The sequence below is a fragment of the Amycolatopsis kentuckyensis genome, from assembly GCF_041679295.1.
Lineage (GTDB): Bacteria > Actinomycetota > Actinomycetes > Mycobacteriales > Pseudonocardiaceae > Amycolatopsis > Amycolatopsis kentuckyensis_A.
The window spans coordinates 99,253-119,592 of the sequence record NZ_JBGDMD010000003.1 but is presented as its reverse complement, the minus strand read 5'-3'; the positions used below and the strand labels follow the sequence as shown (position 1 = coordinate 119,592).

Sequence of the window (20,340 nt, the reverse complement as noted above, 5' to 3'; positions counted from 1 at the left end):
ACGATCCTTTGCCGATCACACAGAAGCGGTCAAGATGCAACACCGGGATGGATCAGTGCCGAGGTTGTGTTAGCGCTAACAGTGCTGGTCGATGTCTTGAATGAGTCATTCAGGTCGTCGGAGGTCCTGAATGACTCATTCAAGGCGTTTTCAGCGGGGGCCGGTGCTCTCCCGGACGATCAGCTCGGCCGGCACCAGGTGCCGCGCCCGGACGTCGCCGCCGGCCATGCGGTCCTCGAGGAGCCCGAACGTCCTGCGGCCGACCTCGATGAAGTCCTGCCGGACCGTCGTCAGCGGCGGGGTGAAGTACGCCGCCTCGGGGACGTCGTCGAAGCCTGCCACCTGGACGTCCTCCGGCACCCGGATCCCGGCCTCGGTGAACGCGCGCAGCAGGCCCAGCGCCATCTGGTCGTTGGCCGAAAACACCGCCTTGAGCCCGCGCTTGCCGACGAGCGCCCGGCCCGCCTCGTAGCCCGACCGCGGGCTCCAGTCCCCCCGCACGACCGCCGGGACCCGCAGGCCGCGCCGCTCGAGGGTTTCGCGCCAGCCGCGTTCGCGGTCGCGGGCCTCCAGCCAGTCCTCCGGCCCCGCGAGGTGCCAGACCGTCTTGTGCCCCAGGGCGAGCAGGTGCTCGGTCGCGCGGCGGGCGCCGTCGTACTGGTCGACCGAGATCACCGGCACCGGCGCCGACTCGCCGCCGCCGACCGCGACCACCGGGATGTCGCCCGGCACCGCCGCCAGCGCCCGGCCGGCCGTCACGTGCGGGGCGATCACGACGATCCCCTCGACCGCCTGGCGCCGCAGGCTTTCCACCGCGTCGCCGATCGAGGTCCGGCCCGGCCGGGTGACGCTGCAGATCGCGACGCCGTAGCCGGCCTCGCGCGCGGCGTTCTCGATGCCGTACAGCGTGCTGGCCGGCCCGTAGAGGTTCGACTCCAGCGCGACCACGCCGAGGGTCCCCGACCGGCCGGTGACCAGCGTCCGCGCGGCCGTGTTGGGCCGGTACCCGAGCTTGTGCACCGCGGCGAGGACCCGCTCACGGGTCTCCGGGCGCACCGGCCCGCTCTCGTTGACCACCCGCGAGACGGTCATGTGCGAGACCCCGGCCATGCCGGCGACGTCGGCCAGGCTGGGCTGCCGCGGCCCCGGGGCCGACGTCCTGGCCTGTTCCCCCGGCTTCGCCCGGTCCACCACCCTGGCCCCCTTCGCCTCGCGCCGCGTCACCACCGGGAAGACCGTACCGCCGAACGGCCCGTCGACGGCGGACGCCGGGCGCGTCACGACCGGCCGACCCGCCACCTCGATCCGAGTGCGAGCGACCGGGCACCGTCTTGAATGACTCATTCAGGTCTCTGGAGGTCCTGAACGACTCGTTCAAGACACCATCGCGCGGGCGCGTCACGACCGGCCGACCCGCACCCGGGTCGCCGGCGGGCGCTTCGACGTCGTCTCCGGCGGCGCGGACGTGGCCGTCGTGGCCACGCTCGTCGTGAGCGGCGGTGCGTCCGGCGGCGCGGCGGGCGCCGGCGGCCGGACCGCCGCGGCCACGACCAGCATCGCCACCACCAAAGCGGCGCACGTCGCGGCCAGCACCATCGCGCTTCTCCTGGGCATACAAGCTGTTGTCCGCAACCCCCGCCGCTGTTCGCGGATGTGGCGTGGCTCTCATCCGGGCGGGCGAGGCGGGACGCGGGCGGCGGGTCGCGACAACCAGTAGCGTGACCAGAATCGTGGAACGGCTCGACCGGCCCGACCTCGCCGCGAAGGATCCGAAAGAGGTCTTCTCGCGACTCTTCGACGAGTACGCCCATCCCCTGCGCGGCTACCTCGCGGGCCGGGTGGGCGTGCACGCCGCGGACGACCTCGTGGCCGAGACGTTCGTCGTCGCCCTGCGAAGACGCGCCAGCTACGACCCGGACAAGGCGCCCATCCGCGGCTGGCTCTACGGGATCGCCACCAACCTGCTGCGCAACCACCTGCGCCAGGAGGTCCGCGGCTTCCAGCTGACGGCGAAAGCCGGTTCCGAAGAGCGTCCGGCCGAGAACCACGACACCGCGGTGGCCGGCCGGGTCGACGCGGCCGCGCGCCTGCGCGTCCTGGCCGGCGAGCTCGCCGCGCTGTCCGAACAGGACCGCGACGTCCTGCTGCTCACGTCCTGGGCCGGGCTCGAACCCGCCGAAGTCGCCGAAGCGCTCGGCGTGCCCGCCAGCACGGTGCGCTCGCGGCTGCACCGCGTCCGCCACCGCCTCCAGGCCCTGCTCGTCCCCACCGAGGAGAACCCCCATGCGTGAGCTCGACGAAACCCTCGAGCTGCTCCACCGCGACGCCCGCACGGCGCGGGCCGACCTGTCCGCCGCCCGCGCGCGGCTGCTGGCCGAGCTGGCCGCCGAAACCACCGTCGTCCCGCTGCGGCCGAAGCGGTCCCGCCGGTGGATCGCCGTACCGGTGGCCGCCGCCGTGGCCGGAGCCGTCACGGTCGCCGTCGTCGTCCAGACCAGCCCGGCGCCGGCGCCGGACGTCCCGAGGGCCGCGTCGCCGAGCCCGAACCCCACCGCGAACTGGCCCGACATCAAGCTGATGTCGGCGGCGCAGGTGCTCGACCGGGCGGCCGACCTCAGCGTCGGCGCCACCGACCAGCCCGTCGGCCCCGGGCAGTTCCGCTTCGTCGCGGAGCACACGTGGGTGCAGCGCGGCGTCCACACCGGCGAGGCGACCGGGTACACGTACCTCTGGGAACAGCAGGTCGACCGCTGGATCCCGGCCGACGCGCACGACGTCTGGCAGGAGAACCGCCAGATCCTCGGCACCGGGAGGTTCCTGGGCGGTTCGGTGCCGCAGTCCCAGGCGCCGGTCCCGGAGGTCACGGACACCGACCAGGGCCAGTGGCAGGGCCGCTGCGGCGACTTCTTCCCGAACTCCAAGCCGGCCAAGAAGTGCGACGACCCCACCGACTGGGACAGCCCGGCGTTCTACGCGACGCTGCCGCACGACCCGGCGGCGCTGTACGCGAAGCTGCGGGCGCTGACGGCGGGCCGCGGCTCGACGCCCCGGGCGATGTTCCACTACGGCATCGAGATCCTGCGGGCCGGGATGATGCCGGCCGGGCTGCGCGCGCAGTGGTACCGGGCGCTGGCGAAGATCCCGGGCATGACGGTGCTGGCGGCGGAGACGAACCTCGACGGCCGCACCGGCGTCGCCCTCGGCCTCGACGACCGCCACGAGATCCGCCAGCTGATCGTCGACCCGGTGACCGGGCAGTTCATCGGCGAGCGCCAGGTCGCGGGCGCGGAGCCGGACGAGCCGTGGATCAAGCCGGGCACGGAGATCGGCGCGAGCGCGATCACGACGGGGGTCGCCGGGCAGCTCGGGGTGGTACCGGCCAAGTAGCGTCGGCGCCGTGGTGGCCGTCCTGCTCCTGGCGGTGCCGGTCGGCGTCTTCATCGGCGCGATCGGCATCGGCGGCGTCCTGCTGCCGCCGGCGCTGACCTGGCTCGCCGGGCTCGACGTCCACGCGGCGGCGGGCACCAGCAGCTGGTGCTTCCTGTTCACCGGGGTCGTCGGCACCGCGGCCTACGCCCGGCACCAGGCCATGCCGTGGCGCTTCGGCGGGTGGCTCACGCTCGGCGCGGCCCCGGCCGCGGCGGCCGGCGCCCTGGTGAACGGCGTCGTCCCGGCGACGGCGCTCTGGCTCTTCCTCGCGGCGGTGACCGCCGGTTCCGGGGCGTTCAACCTCTGGGCGCGGCCGCGGGAGTCCCGCGAGCTGCCCGCGCCCGCCGCCGTCGCGGTCGGCGCGGCCGTCGGGTTCGGCTCGGCGCTGACCGGCACGGGCGGGCCCGTCCTGCTCGTGCCGGTGCTGCTGGCCCTCGGCGTGCCCGCGTTGACGACGATCGCCGCCGGCCAGCTGATCCAGCTGCCGCTGGTGGGTTTCGCGACCCTGGGTTACGCGGCGCAGGGGTCCGTCCACTTCGGACTCGGCAGCGTGCTGGGGGTGCTGGCGGGCGCGGGAACGCTGCTGGGCACGCGGCTGGCGAGGACACTTCGCGGCCGAAGCCTCCACCGCGTCGCCTCGGCGGCCCTCGTCGGCTTCGGCGCGTTCCTGTTCGTGCTCGCGTTCCTCCCGCGCTAATGCACGTCCGGCACCAAACGCACGCAGCAGAACCCGGGCTGGGGATCGAGCCGGGCGCGCAGCCGACGGTCACCCGAGCTGTCGAGCAAGCCCTCGACCAACCCCAGATTCATCTCGCAGACCAGCCGCGTGTGCGTCCGCGCCAGCCGCTGGAACGGGCAGTTGGCGAGCAGCACGCCGTCGCCTTCGACGCGCGGCTCGAACCCGTGCTCCTCCAGCGCCACGACGATGTCCGGTGCTGCCAGTCCCGCGCCGTGCTCGCGGGCGCGGCGGCCCAGGATCTCGCGCGCCGACCCGCCGGTCTCGTCGGCTTCCTCGATCGCCGACGCGAGGAGCTCGCCGGCCAGCTCGTAGTGCCGCTCCGGCAGCGAGACGCTCACCTGCCGGTCGGACCGGCGGTAGAGCTTGGCCGGCCGCCCGGCGCCCGGTCCGGTGCGGCCGCTGCGGCGCTCGTACTCGACGACCAGCAACTGCTCCTCCACCAGGCGGTCCAGGTGGAAGGCGACGGTCGCGCGGGGCACGGCGAGCGCGGCGGCGACGTCATCGCGGCTGACCGGAGCGGGGCGCCGGACGACGTACTCGTACAGCCGGCGGCGCGTCGGCTCGTCGAGCGCCGCCACCGCGGCCAGCGCGCCGACCTGGGACTTGTGCATCCGAGCACTCTAAAACAAACAACCGTTGACGGAAACCCCCGCGGGCTTCTAACGTCGGTTCGTCTTGGTTTTAGAAGGAGGCCTCCCGTGACCGTCGAACCCGTCAGCGAACCGGTGCCCCTGCGGCACCTGGGCGTCGTCCACGAGCGCGACGCGATGGACCTGCCCGCGGCGGAACGCGCGGTCGCCGACCTGCTGCGCGCCCTGGGCAAGGACCCGTCGTCCGAACACCTCGGCGACACGCCGCGACGGGTCGCCAACGCCTACGCGGAAATGCTGAAGCCGCGCGACTTCCGGCTCACGACGTTCCCGAACGACGAGGGCTACGACGAGCTCGTGCTCGCGAAGAGCATCCCGGTACAGTCGCTGTGCGAGCACCACCTGCTGCCCTTCCGCGGCGTCGCGCACGTCGGGTACCTCCCCGGCGAGCGGATCCTGGGACTGTCGAAGCTCGCCCGCGTCGTCGAGATGTTCGCGCGCGACCTGCAGGTGCAGGAGCGGCTGACCAAGCAGGTCGCCGACTGGCTGCAGGAGCACCTGGCGCCCAAGGGCGTCGGCGTCGTGATCGAAGCCGAGCACCTGTGCATGTCGCTGCGCGGCGTGCGGGCCGCCGGCGCGCTCACCGTGACGTCGTCGCTGCACGGCCTGCTGCGGGAGGAACCCAAGACGCGGCAGGAGTTCTTCGCACTGACCGGGGTGCATGCCTGATGGACGCGTTCGTCATCGTCGGCGCCGGGCTGACCGGCGCGAAGGCCGCGGAAACGCTGCGGGCGGAAGGGTTCGCCGGGCGCGTCGTGCTCGTCGGCGCGGAGCCGGACCTGCCCTACGAGCGGCCGCCGCTGTCGAAGGGGTACCTGCTCGGCCAGGACGACCGCGCGTCGGTTTTCGTCCACGACGAGAAGTGGTACGCCGACCAGGGCATCGAGGTGCTGACCGGCCGCCGCGTCACGGCGCTGGACCGCGCCGCCCGCGAAATCGAGCTGGCGGACGGCGAACGCCTCGGCTACACGAAGCTGCTGCTGGCGACCGGGGCGTCGCCGCGGCGGCTGCGCGTGCCCGGCAACGACCTCGAGGGCGTCCACTACCTGCGCCGGCTCGCCCACGCCGACCGGCTGCGCGACGCACTGGCCGCGGGCGGCCGGGTCGTCGTGGCGGGCGCGGGCTGGATCGGCCTGGAAACCGCGGCGGCGGCCCGCACCTACGGCTGCGAGGTGACGGTCGTCGAGCCGAGCCCGTCCCCGCTGCACGCGACGCTCGGGCCCGAGCTGGGTGCGTTCTTCGCCGGCCTGCACCGCCGCCACGGCGTCGACCTGCGGCTCGGCACCGGCGTGACGGGCTTCGCGGGCGACACCTCGGTCACCGCGGTGCGGACGGAAGCGGGTGAGATCCCGGCCGACGTGGTGGTCGTCGGCATCGGCGCGCGGCCCGAGACGCAGCTGGCCGAGGAAGCCGGGCTGGCGGTCGACGACGGCGTCTGCGTGGACGCCTCCCTGCGCACCGAGGACCCGGACGTGTTCGCCGCGGGCGACGTCGCGAGCGCGTGGCACCCGCGCTACGACCGCCGCGTCCGCGTGGAGCACTGGGCGGCGGCCACGAACGGCGGCCCGGCGGCGGCGTTGTCGATGCTGGGGCGCGAAGTGGTCTACGACGACCTGCCGTACTTCTTCTCCGACCAGTACGACGTCGGCATGGAGTTCACCGGCTGGTTCCCGCCCGGCGGGTACGACCGCGTGGTGACCCGCGGGACCGACGAGGCGTTCCACGCGTTCTGGCTCGCGGGCGGCCGGGTGGTCGCCGGCCTGCACGTGAACCAGTGGGACGACGGCCTCGACGCGGTCCGCGAGCTGATCCGCAGCGGCCGGACGGTGGACCCGGACCTGCTGGCCGATCCCGCCCGTCCCCTCCCGAGCTAGCCGCGCCGGCTACGGGTCGTGAGTGGGAAACAGTGTTCTGACACTGTTTCCCACTCACGACCGGTCGTGGCCTAGTTGTCCCGGCGGTGGCGTCCGCCTCGGGAGCCGGCGATCGCCCGGACCCGCGAAGCCAGGTCACCTCGGCGCGAACGGCGGGCGTACTCCAGCAACGCCTCCGCCTGCTCCTCCGGCAGCCACCCCTCTTCGGCCCCGACTTCGAGGCACAGCAGGTGCCCCACGAGCTCGCGCGACTCGACGTCGTTTTCGCCGGCCAGCTCGGCGAACCGGCGGGCCGCCTCGGCCTCGCCGTCGCACCACGCCGTCATCGCCAGGAGCGTCGCCGTCGCCGTCAGGATGTCGCCGCGGTGGACGCCTCCCTCCGCCGCCAGGTGCTCCGCCAGCTGGAAGCTGCGCGTGCCGACCCCGCCGGCCCCTTCGCTGCGCACGGCTCTCGCCAGTGCCCGGATCTGCTGCGTGACATAGTCCCCGCTCGACAACCCCGACATGCCGTCCCCTCTGTCGCGCACGCAATCCGTGCGTCACCCGACAGGTGTATCGCATCGGGGGCCAGATACGTCGGATGCCCCACGGGTTTGCGCCGAGTGGGCGTGCGATCAGCTTGAACGGCCACCGTCGGCGTGTCGCTGCGACAAGTACACCGCCGCCGAGGTGCGCCGCTCGACCCCGAGCTTGTGCAGCACCGACGACACGTAGTTCTTGACCGTCTTCTCCGCCAGGAACAACCGCTCGGCGATCTGCCGGTTGGTCAGGCCTTCGGCGACCAGGTCCAGCACCCGCCGTTCCTGCGGGCTGAGCTGCTCGTACCGCGGGTCCGGCGCCGCCACGTCCGCGCCGCGCAGCTTGTTCATCACCGACGCGGTCAGGGTGGCGTCCAGCAGCGAGCCGCCGACGGCGACCGTCCGGACGGCGTCCACGAGGGACCGGCCCGACACCTGCTTCAGCATGTACCCGGCCGCCCCGGCCATGATCGCGCCGAAGAGCGCGTCGTCGTCCGAATAGGACGTCAGCATCAGGCACGCGGGCGGCGGCGCGACCGTCGAGCGGATCTCGCGGCACACTTCGACGCCCTGGCCGTCGGGCAGCCGGACGTCGAGGATCGCGACGTCCGGGCGGGACTGCGGGATCCGGACCAGCGCCTCGGCCGCGGTCGCCGCCTCGCCGACCACTTCGATGTCCGATTCGGACTCGAAGACGGTCTTCAGCCCGGTGCGGACCAGCTCGTGGTCGTCCAGGAGGAACACCGAGATCGTCATCGCCCACTCCCCTGCTCGCCGGTCCGCGCCGGCAGCTCCGCGGTCCATTCCAAACGGGAGCCGCCACCCTCGGCGGCCGCCAGGACGCAGGTCCCGCCCCACCGTGCCGCACGAGCGGCCAGGTTGCCCAGCCCGCTCACCCGGCCCGCTTCGGCGGGCGGCCCCGTCCCGTCGTCGCGCACCGCCAGGGTCAGCCGGCGGCCGGCGGCGTCCACGGTGACCTCGACCGAGCACGACGTCGCCCCGGCGTGCCGCGCCACGTTCGTGATCGCCTCGCGCAGCGACGCGATCAGGTCGGACCGGACGGCGTCCGGCACCGCCGCGTCGAGCGGCCCGTCGAAGCCGACGCGCGGCTCGAAGCCCAGCGTGTCCCGCGCGTCGACGGCCACCCGCAGCAGCTCCGCGCGCAGGCTGCCCTGCGCCTGCGCGGGCGCCTGCAGCGAGAAGATGCTGTTGCGGATCTCGCGGATCGTGCCGTCGAGGTCCTGGGCGAACCCGGCGACGCGCCCGGCGACCACCCGGTCCGCGATCAGCCTGCTGACGCCCTCCAGCCCGAGCCCGGTGGCGAACAGCCGCTGGATGACCAGGTCGTGCAGGTCGCGGGCGATCCGGTCGCGGTCCTCGAACACCGCCAGCTGCTGGCGCGCGTCCTGGGCCCGGGAGAACTCGACCGCGAGCGCGGCGTGGCCGGCGAAGGTTTCGGCGAGCTGCACTTCGGCTTCGGTGAACGGCGTCTTGTCGCGGAACTTCGCGACGACCAGCACGCCGAGTGTCTCCTCGCCGACGATCAGCGGCACCGAGATCGCCGAGTCCAGGTCCTTGATCACGGCCGGCATGGGCCCGGCGCGGTCGCGCTGCAGCTCCTGCACGCGGTCGCCGTAGTCGCGCACGACGACCGGGCGGCGGGTGGTGTACGCGACCCCGGTGGCCGTGCCTTCGGTCGGCACGGTCAGCCCGGTCAGCCGGTCGGCGTCCTCGCCCGGCGGTTCGACGACGTCGAACACGAGCTGCCCCGGCCCGTCGGGCAGCGCGATCGCGCCGGCGGTACCGCCCGCCACCACGCGCGCGCGTTCGGCGATCAGCTGCAGCGTCGCGTGCAGGTCCTTCGTGGCGAGCAGGGCGCGCGTGACGTCGTAGGAGGCTTCGAGCCAGCGTTCGCGGCGGCGCATCTGGTCGACGAGGACGGCCTTGTCCACGGCCATCGCGGTCGCCGCGGTGAGCGCGCCCAGCACCTCCCGCTCGCGGGGACCGAACTCGCGGCCGGCGGACGGCTCGACCACGAAGGTGCCGAAGGTCTTCGGCCCGGCCCGCACCGGCAGCTCGACCCCGCCGGTGCCACCGGCCCGGCCGTACTCGGCCACGCCACCTTCGGGGCCGGTCAGCTCGACCCGGCCGTGGCGGGCGCCGAGCAGGTCGCACACCACCGCCACGGCGGTGTCCAGCACCGCCGGCACTTCCAGCTCCCGCGCGATCCCGGCCACCGCGGCCAGGATCGCCGGCATGCCGATTTCGTCCGCCACGTCCCGCCGACTCCGTGTCAGTCCGATCCCGAGGGTGTCCTCGGGCCGTCAAGGGTCCCACAGGCGACTGCCCGTGTCGGCCCAATCCGGTTCGTCCATCCGGTGGGTCGATCGGCGGAGCGGCTTTGTTACCCGGCGTGGCAGCCGATGCGGTGGCCGGTGATGGCCTCGACCGGGATCCGCAGGAACCGGCGGCCCGCCGGGCCCGGGCACGGGCACAGGCAGGCGAGGCGGGCCACGTCGGCCGCCGACTCGGTGGCGCGCCCCAGCAGGCTGACGTACCACCCGGCGCCGAAGTCGGCCGCGAAGTCGTCGGCTTCGAAGGCCACGACCGCGTCCCGCGCGCCCGCGTAGAGGGGACTGCCGGCCGGGACGGCGAACACGACGGCTTCGTCGACGACCGCGAACCGCACCGGGCGGACCGCCGGCATGGCCCGGTGGGTGAAGATCACCCGGCCGAGGTTCGCCGTCCGGAGCAAGGCGAGGCACTGCTGCCGATCGAGCAGCAGCCCGAAGCCCACGTCGTCCACCATCGCGTTCCCTGTGTTTCTCCTGTGAAAAATCCCCGGCCACCAGCGTGATCGCTGGGCCGGGGAGGCCGATAGGGCCGTTCGGCCCGGCCGCCGCCGCGCCACCGCGGCACGCACGACGGCGGCGCGGGCGCCAGGGCCGGAAGACCCGGGTCGTGGCGGCCGCCCGGCCGGTGTCGCGACCACGCGGGGTCACCTAGCGTCGTGACGGTCCGTCGCCGACGAGAGGTGAGATCCGATGCCGCCGCAGTCCGCCGCGGGCGAACCCGCGACGTTCGGCCTCGACCCGGCGCTGGTCCGGTCCGCCATGGCCGGCAACCGCGCCGCGGTCGCGGGGGTGCTGCGCGCGCTGCGGCCGATGGTGTTCCGCTACTGCCTGGGCCGGCTCGGCACGTGGCAGGACGGGTCGTCGGACGCCGAGGACTGCGCGCAGGACGTGCTCCTGGCGGTGGTCGGCGCGCTGCCGGGGTACCGCTACGAGGCCGACGGCTTCCTGCCGTTCGTGTTCGGCATCGCGGCGCACAAGGTGTCCGACTTCCACCGCCGCCGGGCGCGCGACCGCACGAGCCCGATGGCCGAGCTGCCGGCCGACCGCTGGACCGGCCCCGACCCGACGGGTGAGGAGGTCGAGCGCGCCGCCGGCCTCGACTGGTCGGAGGGCCTGCTCGACACGCTCCCGGCGCGCCAGCGGGAAATCCTGGTGCTGCGCATCATCCTGGGCCTGTCGGCCGAGGAGACGGCGGCGGCGGTCGGGCTCAGCAGCGCGGGCGCGGTCCGGGTGGCCCAGCACCGCGCGCTGACGACGCTGCGGCGCGGACTGCTGGCCCAAAAGCCCGAAGCGTCCTGAAGGGTGGGACCGCCGGATCGAGGGACTTGGCCTCCCCCGATCCGGCGGTCCCGCCGTGCGATCATGCCCCGGTGCCGCCGCTGCTGATCGTCGTCGGGGGGCTGCCCGCCACCGGCAAGACCACCGTCGCCGCGGAAGCCGCCCGCCGCACCGGGTTCTCCTACCTGCGGGTCGACACGATCGAACAGGCCATCGTCCGCACCACTCCCCTGGCGCAGCCGCTCGGGCCGGTCGGGTACGTCGTCGCCCAGGAGGTCGCCGCCGATCTGCTGCGCACCGGGGTCAGCGTGATCGCCGAGTGCGTCAACCCCCTGGCCGTCACGCGCGACGCCTGGCGGGACACCGGGCGCGGCCGGGGCGCGCACGTGCTGGAAGCCGAGATCGTCTGCTCCGACCCCGCCGAACACCGGCGCCGCGCGGAAACCCGCGACACCGGCATCCCCGGGCTCGTCCCGCCCACCTGGGCCGAGATCACCGGCCGCGAGTACGAGCCGTGGACCCGCGACCGCCTCGTCGTCGACACCGCCCGGCGGTCGGTCGACGACGCGGTCGCGGTCATCGTGGCAGCGGCGCGGCTTCGTCGTTGACGCTCTCCAGCCGCCGGCCGGTCGTGCGCGGGCCGAGCACCGCCACGTCCGCCGCGACCACCACCAGCGCTCCGGCGACGACCGCGAACAACGTCGTCGGGCCGTGCGAGTTCAGCAGCGGCACCAGCACGAACGGCATCGCGCCGCTCGCCAGCCGCGACAGCGAATAGGTGCCGCTGGACGCCGTCGACCGCAGCGCCGTCGGGAAGATCTCGGCCTGGTAGATGTGGTAGGCGTTCGAGAACACGTTGCTGGTCGCGGTGTAGAGGAAGCCGAACACGAGGATCAGCGCCATCGAATCCGCGTAGCCGAAGGCGATGCCGAACCCCGCCATCGCCAGCACCGAGCCGACGACCAGGTACTTGCGTTCGACGCGTTCCACGATCGGCAGCGACAGCGCGGACCCGACCGGGTAGCCGAGGTAGGTCAGCGCGGCGAACAGCAGCGACTGCGAGACGGCGTACCCCTTGGCGGCCAGCACCAGCGGTACGAGCGTGCCGAAGCCGTAGTAGCCGAGCGTCTGCAGGATGTGGAAGACGACCATCATCCCGGTGCGGCGGCGCAGGGCGGTGCCGAACAGCTCGCGCACGGGCGCGCCGGCGCGCTTGCGGGTGGTGCCGCGCGGCGGGGCCGGCGTCTCGTCGACGGTGCCGCGGGCTTCCGCTTCCATGCCCGCCACCAGGTGCTCGGCCTCCTCGGTGCGGCCGACGGACTCCAGCCACCGCGGCGACTCGGGCAGGCCGCGCCGCAGCAGGAACACCGCGCCCGCGCCGAGCGCGCCGATCACGAACAGCCAGCGCCAGCCGGCGACGCCGAGGATCTCGTGCTCGGTCAGGCCGCGGGCGAGGAAGCCGACGACCGGGAAGCCGCAGAACGCGAGCGTGTACGCCCAGGCGATGAACCGGCCGCGCTTGCGGGCCGGCAGCAGGTCGGTGAGGTAGGTGTCGGCCAGCGGCGGCTCCGCGCCCAGGCCGATGCCGGCGAAGAACCGCGTCACCAGCAGCATCAGCGCGCTGCCGCTGAACGCACCGAGCAGCGAGAAGACCGAGTAGAGCCCGAGGTTGAGCAGGAAGGCGCCGCGGCGGCCGAACCGGTCGGCGAGGCGGCCGAGCAGCAGGGCGCCGAAGAACATGCCGACGAAGGTCGACGCCAGCAGTGGCGGCAGCTCGGCCTTGGTGAGTGAGAACTCCTTGACGAGCACCGAGCTGAGCACGCCGGTCAGGAAGACCTCGTAGAAGTCGAAGAACAGGCCGAGGCCGACGGCGACGGTGGCCCGGCGGTGCGTGCGGGTGATGGGCAGCCGGTCGAGCCGGCCCGCGATCGTGCCGGTGTCCGGCACGGCGGCGTCGGGGATGTTCGCCATCCGTCGTCTCCTTTGACTTCTCCACTATGTGGTTGGCCGACTCATAATGTGACGGCAGCACGGCAGAGTCAAGGGCGCGACCGTGCCCGGCACGTCGCGGAGACAGGATGGATCAGAGAGCGGCGACCCGCTCGACACCCGGGCGGTAGCCGAGGCGCTCCGAAGCGCGGCGCCCGGCTTCGACCACGATCGGCGCCAGCCGCGGCACGTCGGCCGGGGTGAACCGCTGCGTCGGCGCGCCGATCCCGATCGCCGCGCTGACCTCGCCGTTCAGGCCGAACACCGGGGCACTCAGCGACGCCGCCCCCAGGTCGCGTTCCTCGAAGCTCACCGCGTAGCCGGCCTCGCGGATCTGCCCGAGCTGCTCCGACAGCAGGTCGATGTCGACGACCGTGCGCGGGGTGAACCGGGCCAGGCCGTGGCCGATCGCGTCCTTGACCGCCAGCTTGTCCCAGGCCAGGAACACCTTCCCGGCCGAGCCGGCGTGCAGCGGCATCACCATGCCGACCACGAACAGCCGGACCACCGGGTGCCGGGACTCCGCCAGCGAAATCACCGTGCGGTACGCGCCGTCGCGGACGTACAGACAGGCCGTCTCGCCCGTTTCGTCCCGCAGCTGCTGCAGCACCGGCCGGGTCAAGCGGACCAGGTCGAGGCCGAACGTCCCGGGCGCCGCCCAGCGGACCAGGCCGAGGCCGACGCGGTAGGTGTCGTCGTACCGGTCGAGGAAGCCCTCGCGGACCAGGTTGTGCACCAGCCGCTGGCACGTGCTCGCCGGCAGCCCGGTCGACCGGGTGATCTGCTGCAGCGTCAGCTCGGGGTTGTCGATCGTGAACGACTCGAGGATCTGCTTGAACTTGCTCAGCACCAGCACCGGCGTCGTGCCGCTGCGTTCTTCCTCTGCCATCGCCCCGCCCCGTGCCGTGGTGTGTCGCACAGTCTATCCAGGCTCGACGCTGTTGACTCCCCGACACTCGCCCGTATTCTGGGTTTGCAACTCACATAGTGGTTTGGAGTCGGGCATGAGTGAGCAAACCGGACCCCTCGCCGGCATCCGGGTGGTCGAGCTGGGCAACTTCATCGCGGCGCCGACCGCCGGCCGGCTCCTGGCGGACTTCGGCGCCGACGTCGTCAAGGTCGAGCGCCCCGGCACCGGCGACGAGCTCCGGCGCTGGCGGCTGCACGACGGCGACACGTCCCTGCTGTTCCGCACGCTCGGCCGCAACAAGCGCTCGGTGACCGTCGACCTGCGCCGGCCCGAAGGCCAGGACCTCGTCCGCGCACTCGCCGCCCGCAGCGACGTCCTGCTCGAGAACTTCCGGCCCGGCACCCTCGAACGCTGGGGACTGGGCCCGGACGAGCTCCGCGCGCTCAACCCGCGGCTGGTCGTCGTCCGCGTCTCCGGCTACGGCCAGACCGGCCCCTACCGCGACCGGCCCGGCTTCGGCGGCGTCGCCGAGGCGATCGGCGGCCTGCGCGCGCTGACCGGCTACCCCGACCGGCCGCCGACGCGGGTCGGGGTCAGCCTCGCCGACTCCGTCGCCGGGCTCTACGCGGTGATCGGCGCGCTGATGGGCCTGCTCCGCCGCGAGCGCGAGCCGGGTGCCACGCCCGGCGAAGTGGTCGACGTCGCGCTGTACGAAGCCGTCTATTCGCTGATGGAGTCGCTGCTCCCGGACTACGACGCGTTCGGCGTCACGCGCGGGCCGGCCGGTTCCGCGTTGCCCGGGGTGGCGCCGTCCAACACCTACCGCTGCGCCGACGGCAAGTACATCGTGGTCAGCGGCAACGGCGACGCGATCTTCCGCCGCCTGATGCGGGCCGTCGGCCGCGGTGACCTGGCGGCCGACCCGCGGTTCGCGGACAACGCCGGCCGGGTCGCCCACGCCGGTCTGCTCGACGACGCGATCGGCGCGTGGACGGCGACGCTCACCCAGGAGGCCGCCGAAGCGGTGCTGCGTGCGGCGTCCGTCCCGTGTGGACCGATCCTCACCGCCGCGGATATTGCGAAGGACCCGCACTTCGAAGCCCGCGGCATGCACGAGCGGCACCGGGTGCCCGGCCTCGACGCCGAAGTCACCTTTCCCGGCATCGTGCCGGCGCTGACCGAACGGCCCGGCCGGACCCGCAGCCTCGGGCCGGAGCTGGGCGCACACACCGAGGCCGTGCTCGCCGAGCTCGGCGTCACCGGCGAGGCGGTCACCCGCCTCCGCGAGAGTGGAGTGATCTGATGACCGAAGTCCTCCTCACCGAGGTCGTGCTGCGCGACGGCCTGCAGGACGAGCCGATCACCGTGCCCACGCACGAAAAGGTGCGGCTGGCGCGCGGGCTCGTCGACGCCGGCGTGCGCTCCCTGGAGGTCGGGTCGTTCGTCTCCGCGCGCCGGGTACCGCAGATGGCCGACACCGGTGAAGTGCTGAAGACGCTGCCGGACACTCCGGCGGTGCTCCACACCCTGGTCTTCACCGAACGCGGCGCGCGGCAGGCGATCGACGCGGGCGCTCGCTCGGTGCGGTTGGTCGTCTCGGCCAGCGACGGGCACAGCGCCGCCAACGCGGGCGTCCCGACGGACGCGGCGCTCGACCGGTTGGAGGGGTGCGCTTCGCTGCTCGCGGAGGCGGGCGTGGCGATCGAAGCTTCGGTGGCGGCGGCGTTCGTCTGCCCGTTCGACGGCGACACGGATCCGGACCGGACCGCCGACGTGGCGGCCCGCCTGGGCCGGCTGGGCGCGCGGGTCGTCCACCTCGCCGACACGATCGGCGCGGCCCGGCCGGGCCAGCTGCGCGCGACCGTCGCCGCGGTGCGCGACGAGCTGCCGGACGTCCCGCTGGGCCTGCACCTGCACAACACGTACGGCCGCGCGGCGGCCAACGCGTGGGAGGGACTGTCACTCGGCATCCGCCGCTTCGACTCGGCGCTGGGTGGCCTCGGCGGCTGCCCGTTCGCGCCGGGGGCGTCGGGCAACGTCGCGACGGACGACCTCGTCGACTTCTTCCACCGCGAAGGCATCGCGACGGGCATCGACGTGGCCAAGCTCGCGGAGCTGCGGGATCAGGTGGGTCTCGCGGTCGGCCACCGGCTCGACTCGGCCCTGTCGGCCATCCCGGCGGTCCCGGCCGCCCTCCGATGACGTGAATGACTCATTCATGACGTGTGGCGACAGGAATGAGTCATTCACGTCGGTCGGTCGGCCCCGGAGCTTTCTCCTACCGTGCCGCGGGCACGGATTCGGCCGCACCGGGGGCGCATTCGACCGGCGGGCATTCGGCGGGTCTCACCCAGGGATACGTACGCCGGTTCGGATCGGTTCAAAGTTTTTCGCCACACCCGCCGAAGCTGGACAACACGCCGGTCAGCGGCCCAGGATGGCCGCACACCCGAGCAAGCCGGAGAGGGACACGCGCGGCGATCCAGCGTGATCCAGGTGCGGGCCGTCGTGCCCGCGTTTTTCGCGTCCGCCATTCTTCCTTGATTTCCGAGGCGTTTTCGCGCACTCACCCGACTACGCAGACGAGAACCCGGAATAACGGTTCGTGATTGCCGGAAATACCTTCTTGCCCGGTGTCAAACCCCGGTGTAGCTTCCATCACGGAACGATAACCAGCCGGTTGACGGCGTGGCCACGGGCAGGTGGCCGCGCACCCACCGATGTCGGGTCGGTGGCCGGCGCGGGCGTCGTTCCGTCCCGCCGACGCAGTACCTGGTGGGTACGAGCCTGGGCTCGCACCGCCAGTGTCGCGCGTTCCCGCCAGCCCGACACCCCGGAGGATCCATGTCCCGCACCCAAGGGCGCCATCGCATTTCCCGCAGAACCAAGATCGCGACCGGCGGCATCGCGCTCGCGCTCGCGGTCGGCGGCATCGTCGTCGCGACGACGACCGGCAACACCGGTGAAGCGAGCGCCGACGAGGCGAACCCCGCGTTCTTCGTCGACATCCTGAAGGTCCAGCCGAACCAGTTCGACCCGCGCCCGGTCTACGGCGCGGCGACCGGCACCTTCACCGTCGACTGCGGCCGCAACGAGAACGGCCACTTCAACCCCGACAACTTCATCGCCCAGCCCGGCGTCCGCAACGGCGCCCAGCACCTGCACGACTACGTCGGCAACCTCTCGACGAACGCCGACTCGAACAACAAGAGCCTCGTCCGGGCCGGCACCACCTGCCGCAACGGCGACAAGTCCGCCTACTTCTGGCCGGTCGTGCGCATCGACACCGGCGAAGAGGAGAAGAACGAGCCCGCGAAGAAGCCCGACGGCGACCGCGCGCAGGCCGACCAGGAGGCCAAGACCGTCCAGGTCGCCTGCCCGGACGTCGCCAGCAAGCTCGCCGACGTCCCCGACCAGGCCATGGCCGAGGTCGACAGCAACCTCGACCAGCTCGACACGCAGACCGACGAGGCCAACCAGCGCATCGCGGCGACGCAGGGCCAAGGCGGCGCGAACTTCGTCCAGAACGCGATCCTGAACCCGCTCAAGGACCGGCGCGCCGCGATCATCGACCGCATCGCCATCGCGATCGGCCGGTTCGCGCCGAAGCCGCAGGACCTGGGCGGCCTCGCGCCGTGCGCGCCGAAGCCCGGCAAGGACACCGGCACGCCGACCCCGCCGCCGAGCACCACGGCGGGCGGCGCGCTGCCCGGGCAGGACGAGAACAACGAGCTGCCGGGCAACGACGGCAAGATCCTGCGCCCGCAGAAGGTCCAGATCACCTTCCGCGGCAGCCCGGTGGGCAAGGTCGTGGCGATGCCGAAGTTCCTGCGCGTGCTCTACGGCGACGCGAAGGTGTCGACCAACGGGCCGGCCAACGCCCGGGCGAGCTGGACGTGCACCGGGTTCGAGAACCGCGTCACGGACAAGTACCCGATCTGCCCGCAGAACAGCAAGGTCAAGCGGATCCACACCTTCCCGAGCTGCTGGGACGGGAAGAACACCGACAGCGCCAACCACCGCACGCACATCGTCTTCCCGGACCAGTTCGGCCGGTGCGCCAAGGGGTTCAAGGCCGTTCCGCAGCTGCAGATCTCGCTGACCTACGACATCCCGCACGACATCCAGGTCAAGAAGCAGTACAAAGTGGACGCTTTCCCGCAGGAGAAGCACAACCCGGGTTCCGACCACGACGACTTCGCCAACGTGATGTCGCAGCGGATCATGAACGGGCTGGTCAACTGCGTGAACCGCGGCAAGACCTGCCGGGCGTGACGCTCGCCTGAGCCGGCGGCGCGGGGGCATCCCGCGCCGCCGGCTTCTGCGGTTTACTGACCGGCATGGTCACCGGTGACGAGGTCCGCGCGTTCGCACTGACGCTTCCCCGCGCGTACGAAGCCGTCGTGCGGGACCGGCCCAAGTTCCGGGTCGGGCAGATCGTGTTCGTGGCGCTGTCGCGGGACGAGACCGTGATGGGCTTCGGTTATCCGCGCGACCAGCGGGACGCGCTGGTCGCCGGCGAACCGGAGAAGTTCTTCATGCCCGAGCCGTCGGACCTGCGCTACCAGTGGGTGCAGTGCCGGCTCGCGGCGATCGACGTCGAGGAGATGCGCGAACTCGTCCTCGACGCGTGGCGGATGTGCGTGCCGAAGAAGGTTTGGAACGCTTACGTCGAGACCCACCCGCTCTGAGCGAGGGCGTCCTCGGTCACGACGCGGAGGCCGGCCACGACCGCGAAGGCCAGCACCGCCATCACCACGAACACCGCGTGCAGCCCCGCCCACTGGGCGATCGCGCCGCCCGCGAGGGCGCCGAGGGACTTCGTCCCCCACGCCACCAGGCGGTAGCTGCTGTTGAGCCGGCCGAGGAGCCGGTCCGGGGTGAGGCGCTGGCGCAGCGACACCATGACCACATTGGACACCATGACGCCCGTGCCGCCGAGGAAGAAGCCCGCGCCGACGGCGTAGGGGTTCGCGGTCACGGCGAGCGTGCCGACCGAGAGCCCGCCGGTGAGCCACGAGACCCAGAGCGCGCGGATCCGGCCCAGGCGGCGTTCGACGGCTTCGGCGAGCAGCGACCCGGTCAGCCCGCCCGCGGCGCTCGTGGCCATCAGCAGGCCGAACGCCGGCGCGGACAGGCCCATCGCCGAGCCGGGCCCGACCGCGTAGAGGACGAGGACCGCGAAGGTCGCACCGGTGGCGAAGTTGAACGTGCCGACCATGAGCGAGAACGTCCGCAACACCTTGTGCCGCACCAGGAAACGCAGCCCTTCGGCGATGTCCGCGCGCAGGGTGGTGCGGCGCTCGCGCGGGATCCGGTACTCGCCGCGCACGAGCAGCAGGGCCGCGACGGCGACGGCCCACAGCGCCACGGGGGTCACGAGCGCGGCGACGACGCCGGCCGCGGCCAGGACCCCGGCGAGCGGCGGGCCGGCGAACTCGTTGGCGGTCTGCTCGGCGGCGAACATCCGGCCGTTGGCGCGGGCCAGCTGCTCGCGCCCGACGACCTGCGGGACGATCGACTGCGCCGCGGTGTCGTAGACGGTTTCGGCACACCCGACCCCGACGGCGACGACGTAGAGCGCCCAGATCGAGCCCGCGCCGAAGACGGTCAGCAGCGTGACGACGGCGAGGAGCCCACCCCGGACGAGGTTGGCGGCGAGCATCGCCCGGCGGCGGTCGAGCCGGTCGACCAGCGCGCCGGCGGGCAGCGCGAGGAGCAGCCACGGCAGGCTGAAGGCGAAGGCGAGCCCGGCGATGAGCGCGGGCTCGCGGGTGTAGCCGACCGCGATGAGCGGCAGGGCGACCTTCAGGACGCCGTCGGCGAGGCTCGACAAGCCGGCAGCGGTCCACAGCCGCCAGAACGCGGTGGTCATGGATGGAGGATCGCACATCGATGGGGTTTTCTCCATCGATGTGACCCGATTCCATCGATGGACTACGCTCCGCTCATGACGGAACCCCGCCGCCGGCGCCCGGCGACGCCGGAGGAGGCCAAGGCCCTCGGCCACCCGCTGCGGCTGCGCATCATGCGGTTGTGCCTGGTCGAGGAGCTGACGAACAAGCAGCTGGCCGACCGCCTCGACCGCGACCCGGGCACGGTCCTGCACCACGTCCGCCAGCTGGTGGCGGCGGGCTTGCTGGAGCAGGCCCCGGTCCGGACGGGCGCGAGCGGGGCGTTGGAGAAGCCGTACAAGTCGAACAACGAGACGTGGTGGCTCGACGGGCCGCTGTCCGAAGCCGACGCGGAGACGCGGTTCGCGCCGATCGAGATCTTCCAGGAGGAGATCCGGGCGGCCGGGCCGGAGTCGGTGGCGGTGCACGAGAAGTTCCTGCTGCACCTGTCCCCCGACGAGATCGAGGAGCTGGACCGCCGGATCCTGGCAGTGCTGGACGAGTACGTGGCCACGGACCACGAGCGAACGGACCGCCCGGCGGTGGGCGGGATCTTCGTGCTGCACCGCCTGAAGCCGGGCGGCTGAGCGGAACGGCCCCTGCCCGGGGAGGTGGGCAGGGGCCGATCGAAGCCGACCACGTCCATCCGGTTCTGGCCGGGGATACCGGACAGAACCGGGCTGTGGTCCTCTCGGCGCGTGGCCG

Annotated in this window: 22 protein-coding genes; 12 read left to right on the top strand and 10 right to left on the bottom strand. The window is 72.9% G+C overall.

The window, feature by feature from the left end:
- Nucleotides 1-150 precede the first annotated feature (150 nt).
- Together ACERZO_RS12300 and ACERZO_RS12295 are read right to left on the bottom strand one after the other, a co-directional pair.
- Entirely contained in the window at nt 151-1,194 is a 1,044-nt protein-coding gene (locus tag ACERZO_RS12300) for a LacI family DNA-binding transcriptional regulator (protein ID WP_372665563.1), read from the bottom strand.
- Nucleotides 1,195-1,398: 204 nt separating this feature from the next.
- On the bottom strand, nt 1,399-1,614 hold the full coding sequence (locus ACERZO_RS12295; RefSeq protein ID WP_372664727.1) for a hypothetical protein: 216 nt from the start codon (nt 1,612-1,614) through the stop codon (nt 1,399-1,401).
- Nucleotides 1,615-1,718: 104 nt separating this feature from the next.
- Here ACERZO_RS12295 and ACERZO_RS12290 point away from each other — a divergent pair, with 104 nt between their 5' ends.
- Genes ACERZO_RS12290 through ACERZO_RS12280 form a run of 3 tightly spaced genes read left to right on the top strand, consistent with a single transcriptional unit; the run spans nt 1,719 to nt 4,126 of the window.
- Nucleotides 1,719-2,291 carry an RNA polymerase sigma factor gene (locus tag ACERZO_RS12290; RefSeq protein ID WP_372664726.1) on the top strand — a complete coding sequence of 191 codons (573 nt, stop codon included), beginning with the start codon at nt 1,719-1,721 and terminating at the stop codon, nt 2,289-2,291.
- Nucleotides 2,284-3,387: a CU044_5270 family protein gene (locus tag ACERZO_RS12285; protein ID WP_372664725.1), complete on the top strand. Its 1,104-nt coding sequence runs from the start codon at nt 2,284-2,286 to the stop codon at nt 3,385-3,387. The genes ACERZO_RS12290 and ACERZO_RS12285 overlap by 8 nt, the downstream gene beginning before the upstream one ends.
- A 10-nt stretch (nt 3,388-3,397) precedes the next feature.
- Nucleotides 3,398-4,126 (top strand): TSUP family transporter, encoded by a 729-nt coding sequence (locus tag ACERZO_RS12280; protein ID WP_372664724.1) that lies wholly within the window; start codon nt 3,398-3,400, stop codon nt 4,124-4,126.
- On the opposite strand, the gene ACERZO_RS12275 is transcribed toward ACERZO_RS12280, so the two are convergent.
- Nucleotides 4,123-4,779 carry a helix-turn-helix transcriptional regulator gene (locus tag ACERZO_RS12275; protein WP_372664723.1) on the bottom strand — a complete coding sequence of 219 codons (657 nt, stop codon included), beginning with the start codon at nt 4,777-4,779 and terminating at the stop codon, nt 4,123-4,125. The genes ACERZO_RS12280 and ACERZO_RS12275 overlap by 4 nt on opposite strands.
- Before the next feature lie 87 nt (nt 4,780-4,866).
- On the opposite strand from ACERZO_RS12275, the gene folE reads away from it, so the two are divergent.
- Both folE and ACERZO_RS12265 read left to right on the top strand, forming a co-directional pair.
- Nucleotides 4,867-5,487, top strand: coding sequence for a GTP cyclohydrolase I FolE (gene folE, locus ACERZO_RS12270; RefSeq protein ID WP_372664722.1), 621 nt, complete (start codon nt 4,867-4,869; stop codon nt 5,485-5,487).
- On the top strand, nt 5,487-6,692 hold the full coding sequence (locus ACERZO_RS12265) for an NAD(P)/FAD-dependent oxidoreductase (protein ID WP_372664721.1): 1,206 nt from the start codon (nt 5,487-5,489) through the stop codon (nt 6,690-6,692). The genes folE and ACERZO_RS12265 overlap by 1 nt, the downstream gene beginning before the upstream one ends.
- 71 nt (nt 6,693-6,763) lie before the next feature.
- Here the strand turns inward: ACERZO_RS12265 and ACERZO_RS12260 are convergent, their stop codons facing one another.
- From ACERZO_RS12260 to ACERZO_RS12245, 4 genes are all read right to left on the bottom strand, one after another.
- Nucleotides 6,764-7,198 (bottom strand): hypothetical protein, encoded by a 435-nt coding sequence (locus ACERZO_RS12260; RefSeq protein WP_372664720.1) that lies wholly within the window; start codon nt 7,196-7,198, stop codon nt 6,764-6,766.
- Between the two features lie 108 nt (nt 7,199-7,306).
- On the bottom strand, nt 7,307-7,966 hold the full coding sequence (locus ACERZO_RS12255) for a response regulator (RefSeq protein ID WP_372664719.1): 660 nt from the start codon (nt 7,964-7,966) through the stop codon (nt 7,307-7,309).
- A complete protein-coding gene (locus ACERZO_RS12250) occupies nt 7,963-9,468 on the bottom strand; it encodes a GAF domain-containing sensor histidine kinase (protein ID WP_372665562.1) in 1,506 nt (501 codons plus the stop codon). The genes ACERZO_RS12255 and ACERZO_RS12250 overlap by 4 nt, the downstream gene beginning before the upstream one ends.
- A 146-nt stretch (nt 9,469-9,614) precedes the next feature.
- Entirely contained in the window at nt 9,615-10,019 is a 405-nt protein-coding gene (locus tag ACERZO_RS12245) for a pyridoxamine 5'-phosphate oxidase family protein (protein ID WP_372664718.1), read from the bottom strand.
- Nucleotides 10,020-10,254: 235 nt separating this feature from the next.
- Here ACERZO_RS12245 and ACERZO_RS12240 point away from each other — a divergent pair, with 235 nt between their 5' ends.
- A complete protein-coding gene (locus ACERZO_RS12240) occupies nt 10,255-10,863 on the top strand; it encodes a sigma-70 family RNA polymerase sigma factor (RefSeq protein ID WP_372664717.1) in 609 nt (202 codons plus the stop codon).
- Between the two features lie 71 nt (nt 10,864-10,934).
- A complete protein-coding gene (locus ACERZO_RS12235; RefSeq protein WP_372664716.1) occupies nt 10,935-11,450 on the top strand; it encodes an AAA family ATPase in 516 nt (171 codons plus the stop codon).
- Here ACERZO_RS12235 and ACERZO_RS12230 read toward each other — a convergent pair.
- Both ACERZO_RS12230 and ACERZO_RS12225 read right to left on the bottom strand, forming a co-directional pair.
- On the bottom strand, nt 11,419-12,813 hold the full coding sequence (locus tag ACERZO_RS12230) for an MFS transporter (RefSeq protein ID WP_372664715.1): 1,395 nt from the start codon (nt 12,811-12,813) through the stop codon (nt 11,419-11,421). The two genes, ACERZO_RS12235 and ACERZO_RS12230, sit on opposite strands and share 32 nt — an antisense overlap.
- 112 nt (nt 12,814-12,925) lie before the next feature.
- Nucleotides 12,926-13,720 (bottom strand): IclR family transcriptional regulator, encoded by a 795-nt coding sequence (locus tag ACERZO_RS12225; protein WP_364458238.1) that lies wholly within the window; start codon nt 13,718-13,720, stop codon nt 12,926-12,928.
- 115 nt (nt 13,721-13,835) lie between these two features.
- Here ACERZO_RS12225 and ACERZO_RS12220 point away from each other — a divergent pair, with 115 nt between their 5' ends.
- The 4 genes from ACERZO_RS12220 (at nt 13,836) to ACERZO_RS12205 (ending at nt 18,432) form a co-directional block, all read left to right on the top strand.
- Nucleotides 13,836-15,044, top strand: a complete 1,209-nt coding sequence (locus ACERZO_RS12220) for a CaiB/BaiF CoA transferase family protein (protein WP_372664714.1) — start codon at nt 13,836-13,838, stop codon at nt 15,042-15,044.
- Nucleotides 15,044-15,943 carry a hydroxymethylglutaryl-CoA lyase gene (locus ACERZO_RS12215; RefSeq protein ID WP_372664713.1) on the top strand — a complete coding sequence of 300 codons (900 nt, stop codon included), beginning with the start codon at nt 15,044-15,046 and terminating at the stop codon, nt 15,941-15,943. The genes ACERZO_RS12220 and ACERZO_RS12215 overlap by 1 nt, the downstream gene beginning before the upstream one ends.
- A 642-nt stretch (nt 15,944-16,585) precedes the next feature.
- The gene (locus ACERZO_RS12210) at nt 16,586-18,016 is read left to right on the top strand and encodes a DUF1996 domain-containing protein (protein ID WP_372664712.1); all 1,431 of its coding nucleotides are present in this window, start codon (nt 16,586-16,588) and stop codon (nt 18,014-18,016) included.
- Nucleotides 18,017-18,081: 65 nt separating this feature from the next.
- Nucleotides 18,082-18,432, top strand: coding sequence for an MmcQ/YjbR family DNA-binding protein (locus tag ACERZO_RS12205; protein WP_372664711.1), 351 nt, complete (start codon nt 18,082-18,084; stop codon nt 18,430-18,432).
- Here ACERZO_RS12205 and ACERZO_RS12200 read toward each other — a convergent pair.
- Nucleotides 18,408-19,616, bottom strand: coding sequence for an MFS transporter (locus ACERZO_RS12200; RefSeq protein WP_372664710.1), 1,209 nt, complete (start codon nt 19,614-19,616; stop codon nt 18,408-18,410). The two genes, ACERZO_RS12205 and ACERZO_RS12200, sit on opposite strands and share 25 nt — an antisense overlap.
- 75 nt (nt 19,617-19,691) lie before the next feature.
- Between ACERZO_RS12200 and ACERZO_RS12195 the strand changes: the two genes are divergently transcribed.
- Nucleotides 19,692-20,222 (top strand): ArsR/SmtB family transcription factor, encoded by a 531-nt coding sequence (locus tag ACERZO_RS12195; RefSeq protein WP_372664709.1) that lies wholly within the window; start codon nt 19,692-19,694, stop codon nt 20,220-20,222.
- The last annotated feature ends 118 nt before the right edge of the window (nt 20,223-20,340 follow it).